The sequence below is a fragment of the Shimazuella sp. NTD250 genome (genome assembly GCF_059510375.1).
On sequence record NZ_JCAJZS010000002.1, the window covers coordinates 54415 to 70009 of the forward strand.

The following is a 15595-nucleotide window of genomic DNA, read 5'->3' on the forward strand; positions in this document are numbered from 1 at the left end:
GTAAAAAACCAGCTTATCGACTGGATAGCCTACAAGCTGGTTTTTTTATTTATATTTTCGATACATACGGTGTGATATCAACACCCAATGCTTTAGCCAATCTTTCTCCATATTCCTTATCTGCTCGATAAAAATTGCAAATTGCTAGTAATTTAGTACGTTCATCTACATCTGACAAATCATTCGTCAAATTGTGTATCAGATTATTTTTTTCTTCTGCTGAAAAGGAATGATACAATTCACCAGCTTGCCGAAAATTAAGTGTTTGGGATATGGGCTTCCTACCAGCTGCACCAGTAAGTGGTGTTTCACTCTCTACATCATTACTGCCTGTTTCTTTTGGCGTATCATCATATCTATTTGGTTCATAGTTAATGGTGGATATATCCGTACGTGCTTGCATATTTCCATCTACCTGGTAATTGTTCACTTTTGTAGCATATGGGCAATTGATTGGCAGTTGCAAATAATTTGGCCCGATCCGATGACGTTGGGTATCTGGATAAGAGAACAATCGACCTTGCAATAGTTTATCTGCAGAGGGTTCAATACCAGGAACCAATGCACTAGGTGAGAAAGCAGATTGCTCTACTTCTGCAAAGAAGTTTTTTGGATTTCGGTTTAGAGTCATACGACCAACTAATTGCAGAGGGTATTCTTCTTCTGACCACACTTTAGTTGGATCTAAGGGATCGAATTCGAATTTATCAATAAAAGCATCTTCGTCTACTATGGGGAAGACTTGAACGTATAAATCCCACTCTGGAAAATCGCCCTTTTCAATATGATCAAATAAATCTCTTGTGGCATGGTTAAAGTCCTGACCTTGAACTACTTGAGCTTCACTCGCAGACAAATTCCTCACTTGTTGTAAAGGTTTCCAATGATATTTGACATAGAAGCGCTCGTTTTGTGTATTTACCCATTGGAAGGTATGGACACCAAAGCCATTCATCTGACGATAGTTGGCAGGGGTCCCGTAGTCAGAAAATACCCATGTAAGCATATGTGTAGACTCAGGAGATAGAGTCATAAAGTCCCAGTAACGATCTGGATCTTGTATGTTGGTATCTGGTGCGGGTTTTAGGGAATGCACCATGTCAGGAAATTTTATCGCATCACGGATAAAGAAAACCGGCAAATGGTTTCCGACCAAATCATAGTTACCTTCTTCTGTGTAAAATTTTGTTGCAAATCCCCGTGGATCACGAGCTGTTTCTGGAGAACCAGCTGGATGAATCACCGTAGAAAAACGAACAAATACAGGAGTTTCTTTACCTTTCTTTTGTAAAAATGCAGCTTTTGTATATTTCTCCATACTATTATGGACGGTAAAAACACCATGCACCCCTGCACCTCGTGCATGAACAACACGCTCAGGTACTCTTTCTCGATCAAAATGTGCCAACTTTTCTAATAAATGATAATCTTCTAACAGTGTAGGACCTCGTTGCCCAGCGGTACGTGAATTTTGATTATCTCCTACTGGAGAACCTTGATTAGTTGTTAAGCGTTCACTCATATAAGTAGATGCTCCTATCTGTAATTGATTATCTTTCCTATATAATAATAATTATAAAATGATATTTATTTCAAGTCTTTTTTCGATTTCATTTAGAGAAATTTGTATCAAACAAAATGAATATTTTTCCTGACTAAGGGGAGAGTAATTATATCAATCTGATGGAGGAATGTTCGATGCAAACACCACAAAATGGATTCCAAAATGAAAGACCACAACAAAACATGCAGACTGGCTCTGTTACCTATAACCACGGTGGTCATGAACTAAATGATGTACATGAAATACTAGGCGGTATGATCGGTGCATTGGAACAATATGCAATGTTCCGTGGTCAACTGAAAAATCAAGAATTAGTTCAAATCGCCAACAATCAATATCAATTTATTCTTGATGAATACAATATGCTTGTGCAAGCATTTTCGACAGGACAAGATCCAGCTCATGGAACCAATAGATATCAAATGGTTAATCAAAACAATGAGTCTATTGTTTATGGATTAAAACCATCTCCTACCCCTAAACAACCCAAACAACCTAATGCCATCGATGATGCTTGTATTTCAGGATTTATGCTCAATTTGGTAAAAGGGTTGGCTTCCTCGAAAGCTATGGCTGCAACAGAAGTAACCAACCCTGTCGTCCGCAGAGTCATTGCAGATGGCGTTCCAAATGCAATCGAAATGACCTATGAACTCTTCCTTTGGAGAAATAAAAATGGACATTACCAAGTTCCTCAATATGATCAGCAAACAACAAATGCATTAGTTCATGCATTTGCACCTGCCACTCCTGCTATGCATTAATAATTAAAGGCGATCCATGAGGATCGCCTTTTTTGTATTTATGGTAATATTCTCCCTATTATGCTTTCATTAATCGAATAGGGAAACTTTTTAACGCTTGACCGATTACTGAATCTGTTAAATGCTCTGTAAGCTTAAATCCTTCTACCTTTTGTATATTCGCAATCCGTTTCACGAATGTCGTTAAAGCAATATTGGCTTCCATTCTGGCGAGGGGGGCGCCTAAACAAAAATGGGGACCTGCTCCAAATGTGAGATGACGTTGGTTTCCTTGGCGGTGGATATCAAACTCTTCGGCATGACCAAATTGAGCTTCGTCTCGATTTGCGGAGCCAATCCATGCTACTATTGCTTGTCCTTCCTTCATCTCATGCCCAAAAACATTCGTGTCTATCGCTACCTTTCGATCCATAGTAGCTGGAAAACGGAAGCGGAGCACTTCTTCAATCATGTTAGGAACCAGTGATAGGTCAGCTTTCAGTTCTTGATAAATGCCTGGTTGGTCAAACAATAGTGAATAGAATACATTGGAAATAAGCGTAGTTGTCGTTTCATTACCTGCGCCTAGCAATCCAATGCTCGACATGACCACTTCTTCAACCGTTAGTTGTTCTCCCTCTAGCTCTGCTTTTGTCAAATCCGAGATAATGTCATCTACAGGATGTTTTCGTTTTTCTTGGACAATCGGATGCAAGTATTCTTGGAATTCCTTCATAGCCTTACCTTTTTCTTGGGCAATATCACTGTATGCCTCTTTGTTATAGGGGAGAAAGAGAACATCCGACCAAGCCTTAATTATACCCCTATCTTTAGAAGGAACACCTAACAATTCTGCGATTACCGTAACTGGTAAAGGAATCGCTAATTTCTGCACAATATCCACTGTAGACTCGCCTTCCATCTCTTCGACTAACTCATCCACAATAGCTTGTATTCTAGGTTCCCATTGTTTCAAATTTCTTGGCATAAATGCTTGAGACTGAAGAGCTCGTCGTTTCCAATGTTCAGGAGGGTCTACTAAGTTGATATTACTTCGGTTATCCATCTTCCGTGGAATAGGAATTAAACTTCGTACTTTTTTATTGGAAAATAACTGGTGATCAAAAAGCACAGTCTTCACATGATCATATAAAAATACATTCCAAACATCCTGCTCTGCATCATAAAAAACGGCATTATTCTCTCTCATCTGTTGGTACCAACCAAAAGGTTCCCATTGTTCTTCTTTTGAATTAAACTTTGATATTTCTTGTAAAAGAATAGTTTGATTTGATGAACTCATGACAAACGCCCCTTATATGTTAAATTAACATATTCACTCATGTGTTAATTTATCACATCTGGAAGCAAAATGAAACGAATTCACTAAAAAATCAAAAAAAGGGACTTCTCTCACGCAAAGAGGAATTGTGTATATAGAAAACCACCAACTCATAAAGAAGTTGGTGGTTTTCGTTAAGGAAAAGAAATTCCTAATAAAGCTGCAAAAAAATGATATATCATCGGGCTTATATGTTGAAAAACAGGAGTGAGTACAAATTCCCCGAGTGGCGTTATCCACAGAATAACGAAGACAAGTAATCCATAATGTTCGTATTGCTGCATTTTTAATCGGATACTCGGACTTACCAATTCTTCTATGATCCGGTACCCGTCCAGTGGAGGAAACGGAAAAAGATTAAACAGAAACAATACGAGGTTGAGCTGAACCACTACATCAATCAATCGAAATAATACCTCTGCAATGGCTACGTTACTCTCCAATACTCCCAATAGCAAAAATATTTTTAAAATACTCATAAACACAAAAGCAAGTAACAAATTACTAACTGGACCTGCTAAAGCTACACATACTCCTGCTATCCTTGGAGACTTAAAATAAAATCGATTAACCGGAACTGGTTTGGCCCAACCAAACCCCATTAAAAAAATCAGAATCGTCCCCACCGGGTCAATATGTGCAAGTGGATTTAAAGTTAATCTCCCTTCATTTTTTGCAGTTGGGTCACCAAATCGATAAGCAGTATAGGCGTGAGCTAATTCATGTATGGTAAATGCCAGCAATAAGGCGACTACTACGTAAGGGATATCCGCAAGCGGATAGGCGAAAAAAGACGAAAAATCCAATAAGTTCTCTCCTTTGTTATGCTTCCTGTCTCGATATCATTTCTTTCTCGTTTTTGTTTTGAAGCATCACTGCAAAAATGTAGAACAAAAAAGTAAATTGCACAATTATGGCCATGATCGAGAAAACAAGCAGACTCCCACCTTGCTCAAAAAATGTTCCTCCTAAAAAACTACCAAAGAAAAAGCCTAAGTAAGAAAAATTGGTTAACCCCAGGTATGTCCCTTTCATAGGACCGCCTAAATCAGCTACTTTTTGACGCCAGAGTGGGAAAAAGGCGATTTCTCCAATCGTATAAAACAAGACACCTACATAATATAAAGGTTCGTAAGGAAATGCAAAGCAGAGTAAAGAAAGACTAACAAACAGACACATGATAAACACAACGACAGAAGGTCTCCATTTAGAAGCCCAATTCATAATTGGCACAGCTAGGACAATAACTAACAAGGAATTTTCTACGTTTAAAAATGCATAGGTATGCATCTGATTTTGCTCATTTAATGCAATAGGAATGGTAGAGTCCAATTGAATATATCCTACCATATAGCAAATACCTGAAAATAGTAGAAGTAGTAACACACGGTCTTTGGAAATAATCCGCAATACCTCTGCCAAGGAGGGATTAGGTTGCGTTTGATCTGTCTGCTCTTCCTTCTCTTGTTTCACTTGAGGAATAAATCTATCTACGACAATTAGTACTAGAAATACAAGTCCCATATACGTAAACCAATTTTGTTCTACATATTTTCCAGTATATGCACCAGCCGCAGTCCCAATAATCGCTCCCCAATTCAAAATAATATATTGGAAGCGATTTATGTTACTTTGCTGATCAGTTGGAACAGAAGCAAACATTCGAGATAATATGACAACCTCAACCGTGCTTCGGCAAAATCCATTGAGTATTGCCAAACACATCAATATCCAAAAAGACTGGGTAAATCCATATCCAACAAACGATACCGACCATAGGATGAGAATGACCACATATACACGCTTTGAACCAAATTTATCGACCAAATATCCTACTAATGGCCCCCCAAAGGCACCAATAATCCATCCAATTCCTAAAATCCATCCAACTTCAGACTCATCATATCCTATCTTCCCCAAATAAATGATGGACAGAGGAAGCATCATAAAAGTAATAAAACGTGTAAGAAAGTTTACCCCAGCAAGATACCAAACTCCTGCTGGGTATGGGGGAAAAAATCTTTTTATGCCCATCACTCTCTTCCTCCAATATTATTCAGATTTTTCCCAAACACACGCTTGTTGGAACCAATTATTGGCTTCTATCAGCCTTTCTTTTAATTGATCTTCTGTATCCGCCTCAACAATCATATAGGCTATATGTTGAGAACTATAGGCAACTCCATCAAAATTAGTCCCTAACTTAATATTTAAACGATATTGGACGATCCAAGGAAAAGGCGCCTCTATTGGAGCATCTACCAGTGTCCCTTTTTGGGGAATAGGCACAACATGACCCGCCAATCTTTTTAAGCTCACAGCTGATGATGTTTTTTCTTTCCCACAAAAAGCTCGGGTTAATGCTTTTGTAATATGAAAATCATACGCGACATCTATCATATCCACAATTCTCGCTCCGCCAGGTCGACTAGCAATTTCACAAAATACTAAACGATCGTCAGGAGTATGAAAGAATTCAGCATGAAAGATAAAACTATCAGCAGAACCAAGAGTATGAATTACTTTTTCTGTTTCTTCTATGAGTCGTTTACTAAGTGGACTGTCCGGGGGCAGTGTAAAACTACCAGCTATATCGTTTTGATCTAAGTATATCAATGAATCTTCTAAATACTTCGAGGCACAGATGAGAATCAGCTCATTGTCTTGAATATACCCATCGACATGATACATTTCGCCAGGTACATATGTTTCCAACAATAGATTATTTGTTGGTTGATGACTAGCAAACTGATACATCGTCATATCGGATGCTAATTTTTCCAAATCTTTTTCATTATGAATCACGCTTGTCCCCATTGATCCAGCACTGTCAGCAGGTTTTATGACTACAGGATAGTTATATTGATCGATAAAACGAACAGCATCTAGAGGATAATTCATTTCTTGAAAGTGAGGAATTTCTATTCTATCATTCTGTTGTAAAACTGATTTCATCTTTATTTTATTTCGATAGCGAAATGCATTATCATACGATTGACCCTTTATTCCCAAGCTCTCTCGTAATTTTGCAGCTCGCAAAAGATCAAATTCATGTAATGCGATAATGGTATCAAAATGATACTTCTCAAAAAGTTGTTTGGCTCTAAAATCTACCAGACCAGATTCATAATTAGGAAAAGACTCAAAATACAAAAAATGGTTACTTTCAAACTGTTCCCCCACTGACGAATGGGTAAGAAACAAAATTTCTTCCTGTACATCTTCTAGCCATTTTTTGTAAGGAAAAAACTCATAGCTGTTTTGATTAAGAATGAGTATGCTCATCTGCTTTCCCTGTCCTTTGGTTTTTGTGTTAGAATAATTGCTGCATTTTTTAGTCAGTTAATAATGTGAAAAGAATTTACAATCCATATTTTTATATTAAAAATAAAATATTTCATTTGTCAATTAAATATATAATCACTTATTTTGACAAAAAGTTTTTCAGTAATCATTATGGGAAAATTTCGTATGTAACTCAACTCTAACGCTTTGAATTTTTCCCAAATAAAAAAGGTAGCTCTCTGCTACCTTTTAGTCTAATATGGATTCATCAGTTTGCATTCTTTCCCATAAATCTTGGTATTCTTCTGAGGTTATCCCGGCTTTAGACTGAAAAATTTCCTTTGCATCTGCTCTGGCCACTTCTAAAATTCGCTCATCATGGGTAAGATCAGCTAGACGAAATTCTGGTAAACCACTCTGTTTTACTCCTAAAAAATCGCCTGGCCCTCTCATTTGCAGATCTCTTTCGGAAATCACAAATCCATCTGTAGTTTCTGTCATAATCTCCATTCGTTCTTTTCCTGTTTCTGATTTTGGATTTGCAACTAACACACAAGTTGACGCTCCTCCACCACGGCCAACTCTCCCTCTTAATTGGTGCAATTGTGCTAAACCAAAGCGATCCGCATCATAGATGACCATAACAGTAGCATTGGGTACATTCACTCCAACCTCAATTACGGTGGTCGAAATTAAAACTTGAACATCATTTTGTTCATAGAGACTCATGATTTCCTCTTTTTCAACAGAACTCATACGACCATGCAATAGACCGACACGAATAGGAGATAATTCCAATGTAACTTGTTCAAATAACTCTACTGCATTAGCCAAATCTAACTTTTCAGATTCCTCTATTAATGGACAGATAATATATGCCTGTCTACCTGCTTGACATTCTTTTGCCACAAACGCGATTATTCTTTTCCATGCTTCTTTTTTCACCCAATAGGTTGCAATAGGTTCACGACCTGCCGGCATCTCGTCAATAATCGAAACATCCATTTCTCCGTAAACTGAAATGGCCAGCGTTCGTGGAATTGGGGTAGCTGTCATCATCAAAACGTCTGGAAACTCCCCTTTTTCACGAAGTGTACCTCTCTGTTTAACTCCAAATCGATGTTGTTCATCCGTGATGACCAAACCTAGTTTTTGGTACACGACAGCTTCTTGGATCAATGCATGAGTTCCAACTATCACATCAGCTGAACCTTGCTGAATCTGCTCTAACGTTTCTCTCCTGCTAGCAGCTTTCATATTTCCCGTGAGTGTTACTACTTGTAATCCCCATTTCTCCAAAATGGCTTTCAAGGAAGTTGCATGTTGGTCTGCTAAAATTTCAGTAGGTACCATCATAGCACCTTGATAACCAGATAAGTAATTCGCATAGAGAGCGATTGCCGCTACAACTGTTTTTCCAGAACCCACATCTCCTTGTAATAAGCGATTCATTTGAAACGGAGATTTCAGGTCAGCACAAATTTCGTCTACTACTCTCTGCTGTGCACCAGTCAATGGGAATGCTAGATCGTCTATCATTTCTTGCAATTTTCCTTCGTCGATTTCTCTAGATATCCCTTTTGTCTCACGGCGATTTTGTAACCTGGACCATATTAAACGGCATTCATACAGAAATAACTCTTCATAAACAATGCTTCGACGTGCCTGCTGACTATCTTTTATATCCCTTGGGAAATGAAGAAAGTACATTGCCTTTGCTCTTGGTATCAATCGATATTTAGAACGTAAGCTTGCAGGTAACACTTCTTCAATTTGACTACCATATTCCTTAAAGGCTTCCATGATGAGTTTTCTTAACCAAGACACTTTTATTTTACTGGTCACGGAATAAATAGGTTCAAAATGACCAAGTTGAGCTTCTTGTTCTTTTTGACTAAAAAACGTTCTCTCCCCATTGATCAATAATTTTTCACGATCCCATCTTCCTGTCACCATAATCGTAGAGCCATATGAAAGTTTCGGCTTCAAATAGTGCTGATTAAACCACATCACCGTAATGGGTATACTATCTACTTCCATCTTTACCGTCAGACGAGATTGTTTTTTTCCAAACCAACGCATGCTGGGACTGCCGACTATCCTTCCACGAAAAGTTACCCTTTCTTCATGTGGAGCATCAACTGGACTAATTAGTTGAAAGTTATCATAGCGGAAAGGGTAATAAGTAAGTAGATCTTCCATACTTTTGATACCTAGCTCAGCTAAATGTATTGCTCTCTCTGGTCCCACTCCGGGCAATTCAGTAACGGGAATATACGTAAGTTTTGTCATTCGTCTTCCTTTGTATTTTGAAAAATTTGTCTCTCTAAGGCTCTTCCAGTAGGAGTGGCCGCCAATCCGCCAAGTGCCGTTTCACGAAGTGCAACAGGCATATCTCGACCAATTTTATACATGGCGCTGATTACTTCATCAGTAGGAATAATACTTTTCACCCCTGCCAATGCTAGGTCAGCTGCAACCATTGCGATCGCTGCTCCCATTGCATTTCGTTTTACACATGGAGCCTCTACTAAACCGGCAATAGGATCACATACGAGTCCTAACATATTTTTCAACGCAATGGCAACTGCTTCTGCACTTTGCGAAGGAGTACCACCTGCCATTTCTACCACTGCTGCTGCCGCCATTGCGGTAGCACTTCCTACTTCTGCTTGACAGCCACCAGTCGCCCCTGAGATACATGCATTGTTGGCAATACAATACCCTATGGCGCCAGATACAAATAAGCCTGCTATCATCGCATCACGGTCCAACTGAAACTTCTTCGCTGTCGTAAAAATTGTACCTGGCAATATACCACATGCACCAGCTGTTGGAGTAGCCACGATGATCCCCATCATTGCATTCACTTCGGAGACTGCGGTTGCACTTGCTACTGCATCCAATACTGTTTCTCCTGAGAGTAGTACAGGGGCATTTTCTTTATAAGCTTGAATGCGTTTCGCATCTCCACCAGACAAGCCACTAGCCGAACGGCTATCTTGGGATAGACCTCGTTCGATGGCTTGTCCCATCACATCCAAATTTCTCCCCATTTCCTGCCAGATCTCTTCACGAGATCGATTCATCACTTCAACTTCTTGTCGAATCATTACTTCGGAAATTTTCAGCCGTTCTGTTTCTGCTAGTTCCACTAATTCTGCTACGCTTCGAAAATTCACAGGTCCTACTCCTTTCGAAATAAAAATGACAATTATTTCACTAAACACCATTCCAAAAAGCTTGTTATCAAATAGAAACCACCGACTAGCGGTGGCTCTAATTATTTAGCACTGTCACCGAGTACATACCCGATTTTTGACGAATTTCTTTTAATAATTCGGGTGTGACACTTTGATCTGTTTCAATAGACATTAGCGCTTCCAAACCTTTTTCCTTACGAGCTACTTGCATATAGCCAATATTAATCTCATGCTTCGCTAAGATAGTAGCTACATCGGCAACAGCACCAAATTGATCTTTATGAAGCACAAGAAGAGTGGGAGAATTTCCTGAAAGCTTTAATTCAAAGCCATTTAGCTCTACAATCTCTATTTTTCCGCCACCGATGGAAATACCGACTACTTCTAATTTTCCTTGATCATCAGAAAGAAGGATACGAGCTGTATTTGGGTGATCTGCTATTTCTTCTGATTCGACAAACAGAACATCTATTCCTGCTTTTTTTGCCATTTGTAATGATAGTGGCATGCGCTCATCATAAGTGTCAAAGTCCAGTATTCCACCTACCAACGCAATATCAGTACCATGCCCCCTATATGTCTTGGCAAATGATCCATACAAAGTGATGGTAATCTCCTTAGGAACTCGACCAAATATCGTCCTAGCTGTTCGCCCGATTCTTGCTGCACCTGCTGTATGGGAACTCGATGGACCAATCATTACAGGACCGATAATATCAAATACAGTACGGTATTTCATATCTCATCATTCTTTCTTTAAAGGAACTAGGATATAAGCAAGGGTAGCAGGCCCTGTATGTGTACCGACAACAGGACCAATCGAAGAAATCACTTTCTCACGAATATCGTATTCAGGCTGTTCCATTAACTTTTCCATCCATCGACTGGCTTCTTCAGGTGCATCAGCATGAATGACTGTAGCTGACAAAGCACCATCCGGGATCTTTTCTTTGACAAGTTCTAAAATACGACCAAATGCTTTATTTTTACCGCGAACTTTTTCTAAAGAATAGATTTCTCCTTCTTTGTTGATGGAAAGTATGGGTTTAATATTTAAAAGAGACCCAACCACAGCTGCCGCTTTTCCAATCCGACCGCCTCTTTTCAAGTATTCCAATGTATCCACTAAAAAATATATTTGTTGATTTTCAATATAATAATTTGCAATCTCCAGGCATTCTTCTAGACTTTTAGCAGCAAGCGCTGCTCTTGCTGCTGCTACTACAACAACCCCAATACCATAAGAAGCAGATTTAGAATCAACAACAGTTAATTTTACATTTGCTTCCTCTTCCAACATTCCTTTTGCTAACACAGCTGACTGATAGGTACCGCTTAATGCAGAGGAAAGATGAATCGAGATGATCTCTTCAGCACCATCTGCGATTGCTTGTTTATAAGCATCACAAAAATCCATAGGTGATGGCTGTGAAGTAGTAGGGAGTTGTTCTGCTACTTCCAATCTGCGATAAAACTCCTCTGGTGTGAGGGTCTTTCCATCTAAATAAGATTGGTTATCCAAATGTACCTTCAATGGAATAACACGAATATTTAATTCCTCTTGAAGTTCTTTGGGAATATCTGCTGTACTATCCGTAAACACATGAACACGCGCCAATACCATTCCCCCTTCTCCTACTCCACTGCAAATAAGAAATAATAAAGTGGCTGACCACCTTCATAAACCTCATATTCAACATCTGGATATGACTCTGTTAAGCGAGCAACTAATTCATTTGTTTCCTCTTCAGATACATCACTGCCAAACAGTACGGTAACTACTTCCGTCTCTGATGTCATCATATTAGACAGGAGTTCGCAGGAAGTTTCTAACATATTTTTTCCGGCAGTTATAATCTTTCCTTCCCGAATCCCCAGAAAATCGTCTTTTTCAATGGTAACCCCATCCACAACCGTATCACGAACTGCATAGGTTACTTCTCCAGATTGAACAGAAGTAAGAGCTCTGTTCATCTTTTCTTTATTATCTTGTATTTCTTTTTCTTCATCAAATGCTAGCAAAGCAGACAATCCCTGTGGAATGGTTTTCGTTGGAATTACGGTTACATCGACATCTACTAACTCGCCTGCTTGCTCTGCTGTCAAAATGATATTTTTGTTATTTGGTAAAATCAATACATGTTCTGCTGATATCGAGTCCACAGCTTTTATTAAGTCTTCTGTGCTGGGATTCATCGACTGACCGCCAGTGATCACGACGTCAACCCCAACGCTTTCAAATATGTCACTTATTCCTTGTCCTGTAGCTACTGCTACAATCCCATATGGCTTTTCTGGTGTCTTTTTTTCGATAGGTGCTTGATGAATGGCATCAACTCCGGTAACGTTTTCAAACTGCTCTCGCATATTATCAATCTTAATCCGGGTTAAATCACCATATGTGGAAGCATAGTTTATTGCATCACCAGGATGCTCTGCGTGTATATGTACTTTGACCAATTCATCATCAGAAACAACCAATAAGGAATCTCCATACTGAGAAATCTCTTCCCGAAAATGAACTTCATTAAATTTACGAGTTTTCCGTCTCGTTGTGGAAAGTAAAATCATAAACTCCGTACAGTATCCATGTATGATCGTTACAGGATCTATATTTGCACCAGCATGTGCTTCGTGCTCCAAATCTTTTAAGCTTGGCAAATTGGATGTAGGTTTTGCTTCAAGTGACACTTCTTCTCCAGCTAGCACTTTTCTCATCCCTTCATAAACAAATACCAATCCTTGCCCTCCTGCATCTACTACACCCGTTTGCTTCAATACTGGCAATATATCCGGAGTTCGAGCCAGTGACTTTCGCGCTTCTTTTACAACGGCATCCATTACTTGGAGAGCTTCATCTGCTACACGCGCTTGGAATACACCTGCTGCTGCCGCCTCTCTTGCGACGGTTAAAACCGTACCTTCTACTGGTTTTATCACTGCTTTGTATGCTGTATCCACTCCTGCTTGAAAAGCATCTGCTAGTTCTTTTGGACCGATGACTTCACTTTTGGACACAGCTTTTGCAAACCCGCGAAACAACTGAGATAAAATCACTCCAGAATTCCCACGAGCTCCCATCAAAAGGCCTTTTGAAAGCGCTTCCGCTAATTTACCTACTGCTGGCTCTGCCGCTTTTTTTTCCATTTCAGCAACACCAGACGTGATCGTCAGGTTCATGTTCGTACCAGTATCTCCATCTGGAACTGGGAAGACGTTGAGCGCATTCACTCGTTCTACATTATTCGTCAACTCCATCGCTCCAGCTCTCATCATCGAGAGAAAGAGAGGTGCATTAATCGTTGCTTTTTCCAACCGAGGACCTCCTTAATCTTCGTTAACTAGACGTACGCCTTGAATAAAAATGTTCACATGTTCTACTTGAATGCCCAGTAACTCATTTAAGGTATATTTCACTCTTGATTGTACACCTTTGGCTACTTCTGAAATTTTCGTACCATAACCAACTATAATATGCATATCGATCGTGACACTTTCTTTATCCGTGTGTACTTCTACTCCTTTAGAAGAATTATCTCTTCTTAGCAATTCCGTAATCCCATCTTTTAGTTGACTACGGGAAGCCATACCTACTAAACCATAACATTCAAGTGCGGCGACACCAGCCAAAGTTGCGATTACATCATTTGCAACATTGATGTGACCGAGTTTGTTTGAAAATTGTAAACTCATTTCATCAACCTTCCTTATATGACTCAGATATAATAGTATTCTTTGTGTAATGGATATAAATTACAAACAATTCCCCTTATATGGCATGATATTTTAAAATGGCTTTTGTTCATTGTACAATAAACCAGTTAAAGAAGGAAAGTGGATTGCAAGAAGCCCCCAGAATATGCTACAATGGCAAACGTTAGTGTTAGGAGGTGTAACAATGGCTCGTCGTTGCTTTATCACAGGAAAACAAGGACATGCAGGTAACAATGTAAGTCACTCCCATCGCAAAACCCGCAAAAAATGGGGCGTAAACGTACAAAAAGTTCGTATTTTGGTTGATGGAAAACCAAAACGTGTGTACGTGAGCACAAAAGCACTCAAATCCGGCAAGGTAACTCGTGTATAATCGGATAGATGCAAACGAATCCAGATCGGGCAACCGGAACTGGATTTTTGTTTTTATTTATATAGATAAAAAGTTCACTTTCCACTTTTGTAACAACCAATGAAGTAAGACCTTAACTTATTACTATCATTTGTAGGATTTTGAGGGCGATCACTTCCAGTTCTTCAGAATTGGAAGTGATCGTTTTTTAGGTGGCTTCCTAACTCTATTTCTTCCATGCAGAACAGCGGCGAAAAGTCCACTCAAATACAGGAAGAGAGAGCAGGAGAATAATCGGCAGAACGAGCCACATTGTTTCTCCCACATGGTCTCGAATCATTCCAAGACCATAGATACCGATAATCCTACTCCCTCCTTGAACCAGACGGCTGGTTGAGGCCGCTCTTCCCTTTTGATCAGTGAGGAGATATACCTTTGTTCCTAGGATTTGAGTTTGAATCCCACTGAAGATAACCCCAATAACAAAGGAAGCTACCATTAGCCCTACGACATTGGGCCAGTAAAAGAAGAGCATGGACACTGATGCGATAGCCACACCAAATCGAATAAATGCCTTCTCATTCTCTTTGATCTTCTTGAGCAGGTTAGGTACGATCCAACCAGCCAAACCGCTGCCAGCATAGCTGCCCACTCTGACGATGGTTCCATTTTCGACACCCAAATCGATCACAACATAAGCGATAAACACACTTTGGATGACCATGATGCCCATCATTGGAACGCTCAGTCGGAATACTTCTGGATGAGGTCGAATGGAGGCTTTCTCCGGTACTCGATTGGACTGCTGTGTATACATCAAGACTATGATCCCAAAGATCGTCAGAATGGGTCCAACCCATTTCCATACAGCCTGGTATTCACTCGCCAACCAAGACCCGATGGCTGCACCAACTACTCCGCCAAAAAAACCCACCATAAACAGCTGACCAAAGCCCTTGCCCTGCTTTTCCTTTGGTAGCAGATCTCTGATCTGGATCGTGTTTGCTGTCAACGCAATCCCACAGACCATAAATCGCATGAGAAGACAACCCAAGACGACAAGTCCACCCAGCATCGCCCCTATCGCTCCTGTGATGAGCAAAATCAATAAAGAGATAAACTGCACTTTCTTTGTCCCATATCGATCAATCAATACCCCACTGATTGACCAACCGATTACTTCGACAAGTGTCGTAATAATCACCATTGCTGTGATCAAGGAGGACATTTTATGGAGGCTCATCCACAAGGTATAAGCACTACCATAGATATCGATATTGAGTGCAATAATAAACAGAACAAAGACCGTGAGGATGGTCTTTCTATTCCAGATGTCCGGGTCCGGTTTTCGCATGAATCTGCCTTTCTTCGAGTCGGGAACCCTTTCTCATC

14 protein-coding genes are annotated in these 15595 nt (G+C 39.7%); 2 read left to right on the plus strand and 12 right to left on the minus strand.

Features of this window, described 5'->3' with window-relative positions:
- Nucleotides 1-49: 49 nt before the first annotated feature.
- The gene (locus AC5WOF_RS05055; RefSeq protein WP_496048863.1) at nt 50-1522 is read right to left on the minus strand and encodes a catalase; all 1473 of its coding nucleotides are present in this window, start codon (nt 1520-1522) and stop codon (nt 50-52) included.
- Between the two features lie 176 nt (nt 1523-1698).
- On the opposite strand from AC5WOF_RS05055, the gene AC5WOF_RS05060 reads away from it, so the two are divergent.
- Nucleotides 1699-2328 (plus strand): spore coat protein, encoded by a 630-nt coding sequence (locus AC5WOF_RS05060; RefSeq protein ID WP_496048864.1) that lies wholly within the window; start codon nt 1699-1701, stop codon nt 2326-2328.
- A gap of 58 nt (nt 2329-2386) precedes the next feature.
- Here AC5WOF_RS05060 and AC5WOF_RS05065 read toward each other — a convergent pair whose 3' ends face one another.
- From AC5WOF_RS05065 to AC5WOF_RS05110, 10 genes are all read right to left on the minus strand, one after another.
- A complete protein-coding gene (locus AC5WOF_RS05065; RefSeq protein WP_496048865.1) occupies nt 2387-3610 on the minus strand; it encodes a cytochrome P450 in 1224 nt (407 codons plus the stop codon).
- Nucleotides 3611-3783: 173 nt separating this feature from the next.
- Nucleotides 3784-4455: a site-2 protease family protein gene (locus tag AC5WOF_RS05070; protein WP_496048866.1), complete on the minus strand. Its 672-nt coding sequence runs from the start codon at nt 4453-4455 to the stop codon at nt 3784-3786.
- A gap of 16 nt (nt 4456-4471) precedes the next feature.
- On the minus strand, nt 4472-5683 hold the full coding sequence (locus tag AC5WOF_RS05075; RefSeq protein WP_496048867.1) for an MFS transporter: 1212 nt from the start codon (nt 5681-5683) through the stop codon (nt 4472-4474).
- Between the two features lie 18 nt (nt 5684-5701).
- Complete coding sequence (locus tag AC5WOF_RS05080) at nt 5702-6934, minus strand: ATP-grasp domain-containing protein (protein ID WP_496048868.1); 1233 nt, start codon at nt 6932-6934, stop codon at nt 5702-5704.
- A gap of 249 nt (nt 6935-7183) precedes the next feature.
- A complete protein-coding gene (gene recG, locus AC5WOF_RS05085; protein ID WP_496048869.1) occupies nt 7184-9226 on the minus strand; it encodes an ATP-dependent DNA helicase RecG in 2043 nt (680 codons plus the stop codon).
- Entirely contained in the window at nt 9223-10116 is an 894-nt protein-coding gene (gene sdaAA, locus AC5WOF_RS05090) for an L-serine ammonia-lyase, iron-sulfur-dependent, subunit alpha (RefSeq protein WP_496048870.1), read from the minus strand. Before sdaAA ends, recG begins: the two co-directional genes overlap by 4 nt.
- Nucleotides 10117-10213: 97 nt before the next feature.
- The gene (sdaAB, locus tag AC5WOF_RS05095; protein ID WP_496048871.1) at nt 10214-10876 is read right to left on the minus strand and encodes an L-serine ammonia-lyase, iron-sulfur-dependent subunit beta; all 663 of its coding nucleotides are present in this window, start codon (nt 10874-10876) and stop codon (nt 10214-10216) included.
- A gap of 6 nt (nt 10877-10882) precedes the next feature.
- Nucleotides 10883-11761 (minus strand): DegV family protein, encoded by an 879-nt coding sequence (locus tag AC5WOF_RS05100; RefSeq protein WP_496048872.1) that lies wholly within the window; start codon nt 11759-11761, stop codon nt 10883-10885.
- 11 nt (nt 11762-11772) lie between these two features.
- On the minus strand, nt 11773-13452 hold the full coding sequence (locus AC5WOF_RS05105; protein WP_496048873.1) for a DAK2 domain-containing protein: 1680 nt from the start codon (nt 13450-13452) through the stop codon (nt 11773-11775).
- Between the two features lie 12 nt (nt 13453-13464).
- Nucleotides 13465-13830, minus strand: a complete 366-nt coding sequence (locus tag AC5WOF_RS05110; RefSeq protein WP_496048874.1) for an Asp23/Gls24 family envelope stress response protein — start codon at nt 13828-13830, stop codon at nt 13465-13467.
- Between the two features lie 205 nt (nt 13831-14035).
- Here AC5WOF_RS05110 and rpmB point away from each other — a divergent pair, with 205 nt between their 5' ends.
- Nucleotides 14036-14224: a 50S ribosomal protein L28 gene (gene rpmB / locus AC5WOF_RS05115; protein WP_240875167.1), complete on the plus strand. Its 189-nt coding sequence runs from the start codon at nt 14036-14038 to the stop codon at nt 14222-14224.
- Nucleotides 14225-14429: 205 nt separating this feature from the next.
- Here rpmB and AC5WOF_RS05120 read toward each other — a convergent pair whose 3' ends face one another.
- Nucleotides 14430-15557, minus strand: a complete 1128-nt coding sequence (locus tag AC5WOF_RS05120) for an MFS transporter (protein ID WP_496048875.1) — start codon at nt 15555-15557, stop codon at nt 14430-14432.
- Between the last annotated feature and the right edge of the window lie 38 nt (nt 15558-15595).

Excerpts from the sequence above, each read along its gene's own strand:
- AC5WOF_RS05120 (WP_496048875.1), bottom strand. The coding sequence starts at position 15,557 with ATGCGAAAACCGGACCCGGACATCTGGAATAGAAAGACCATCCTCACG.
- AC5WOF_RS05065 (WP_496048865.1), bottom strand. The coding sequence starts at position 3,610 with ATGAGTTCATCAAATCAAACTATTCTTTTACAAGAAATATCAAAGTTT.
- recG (WP_496048869.1), bottom strand. The coding sequence starts at position 9,226 with ATGACAAAACTTACGTATATTCCCGTTACTGAATTGCCCGGAGTGGGA.
- rpmB (WP_240875167.1), top strand. The coding sequence starts at position 14,036 with ATGGCTCGTCGTTGCTTTATCACAGGAAAACAAGGACATGCAGGTAAC.
- AC5WOF_RS05060 (WP_496048864.1), top strand. The coding sequence starts at position 1,699 with ATGCAAACACCACAAAATGGATTCCAAAATGAAAGACCACAACAAAAC.
- AC5WOF_RS05075 (WP_496048867.1), bottom strand. The coding sequence starts at position 5,683 with ATGGGCATAAAAAGATTTTTTCCCCCATACCCAGCAGGAGTTTGGTAT.
- AC5WOF_RS05055 (WP_496048863.1), bottom strand. The coding sequence starts at position 1,522 with ATGAGTGAACGCTTAACAACTAATCAAGGTTCTCCAGTAGGAGATAAT.
- sdaAB (WP_496048871.1), bottom strand. The coding sequence starts at position 10,876 with ATGAAATACCGTACTGTATTTGATATTATCGGTCCTGTAATGATTGGT.
- AC5WOF_RS05100 (WP_496048872.1), bottom strand. The coding sequence starts at position 11,761 with ATGGTATTGGCGCGTGTTCATGTGTTTACGGATAGTACAGCAGATATT.
- AC5WOF_RS05110 (WP_496048874.1), bottom strand. The coding sequence starts at position 13,830 with ATGAGTTTACAATTTTCAAACAAACTCGGTCACATCAATGTTGCAAAT.
- AC5WOF_RS05080 (WP_496048868.1), bottom strand. The coding sequence starts at position 6,934 with ATGAGCATACTCATTCTTAATCAAAACAGCTATGAGTTTTTTCCTTAC.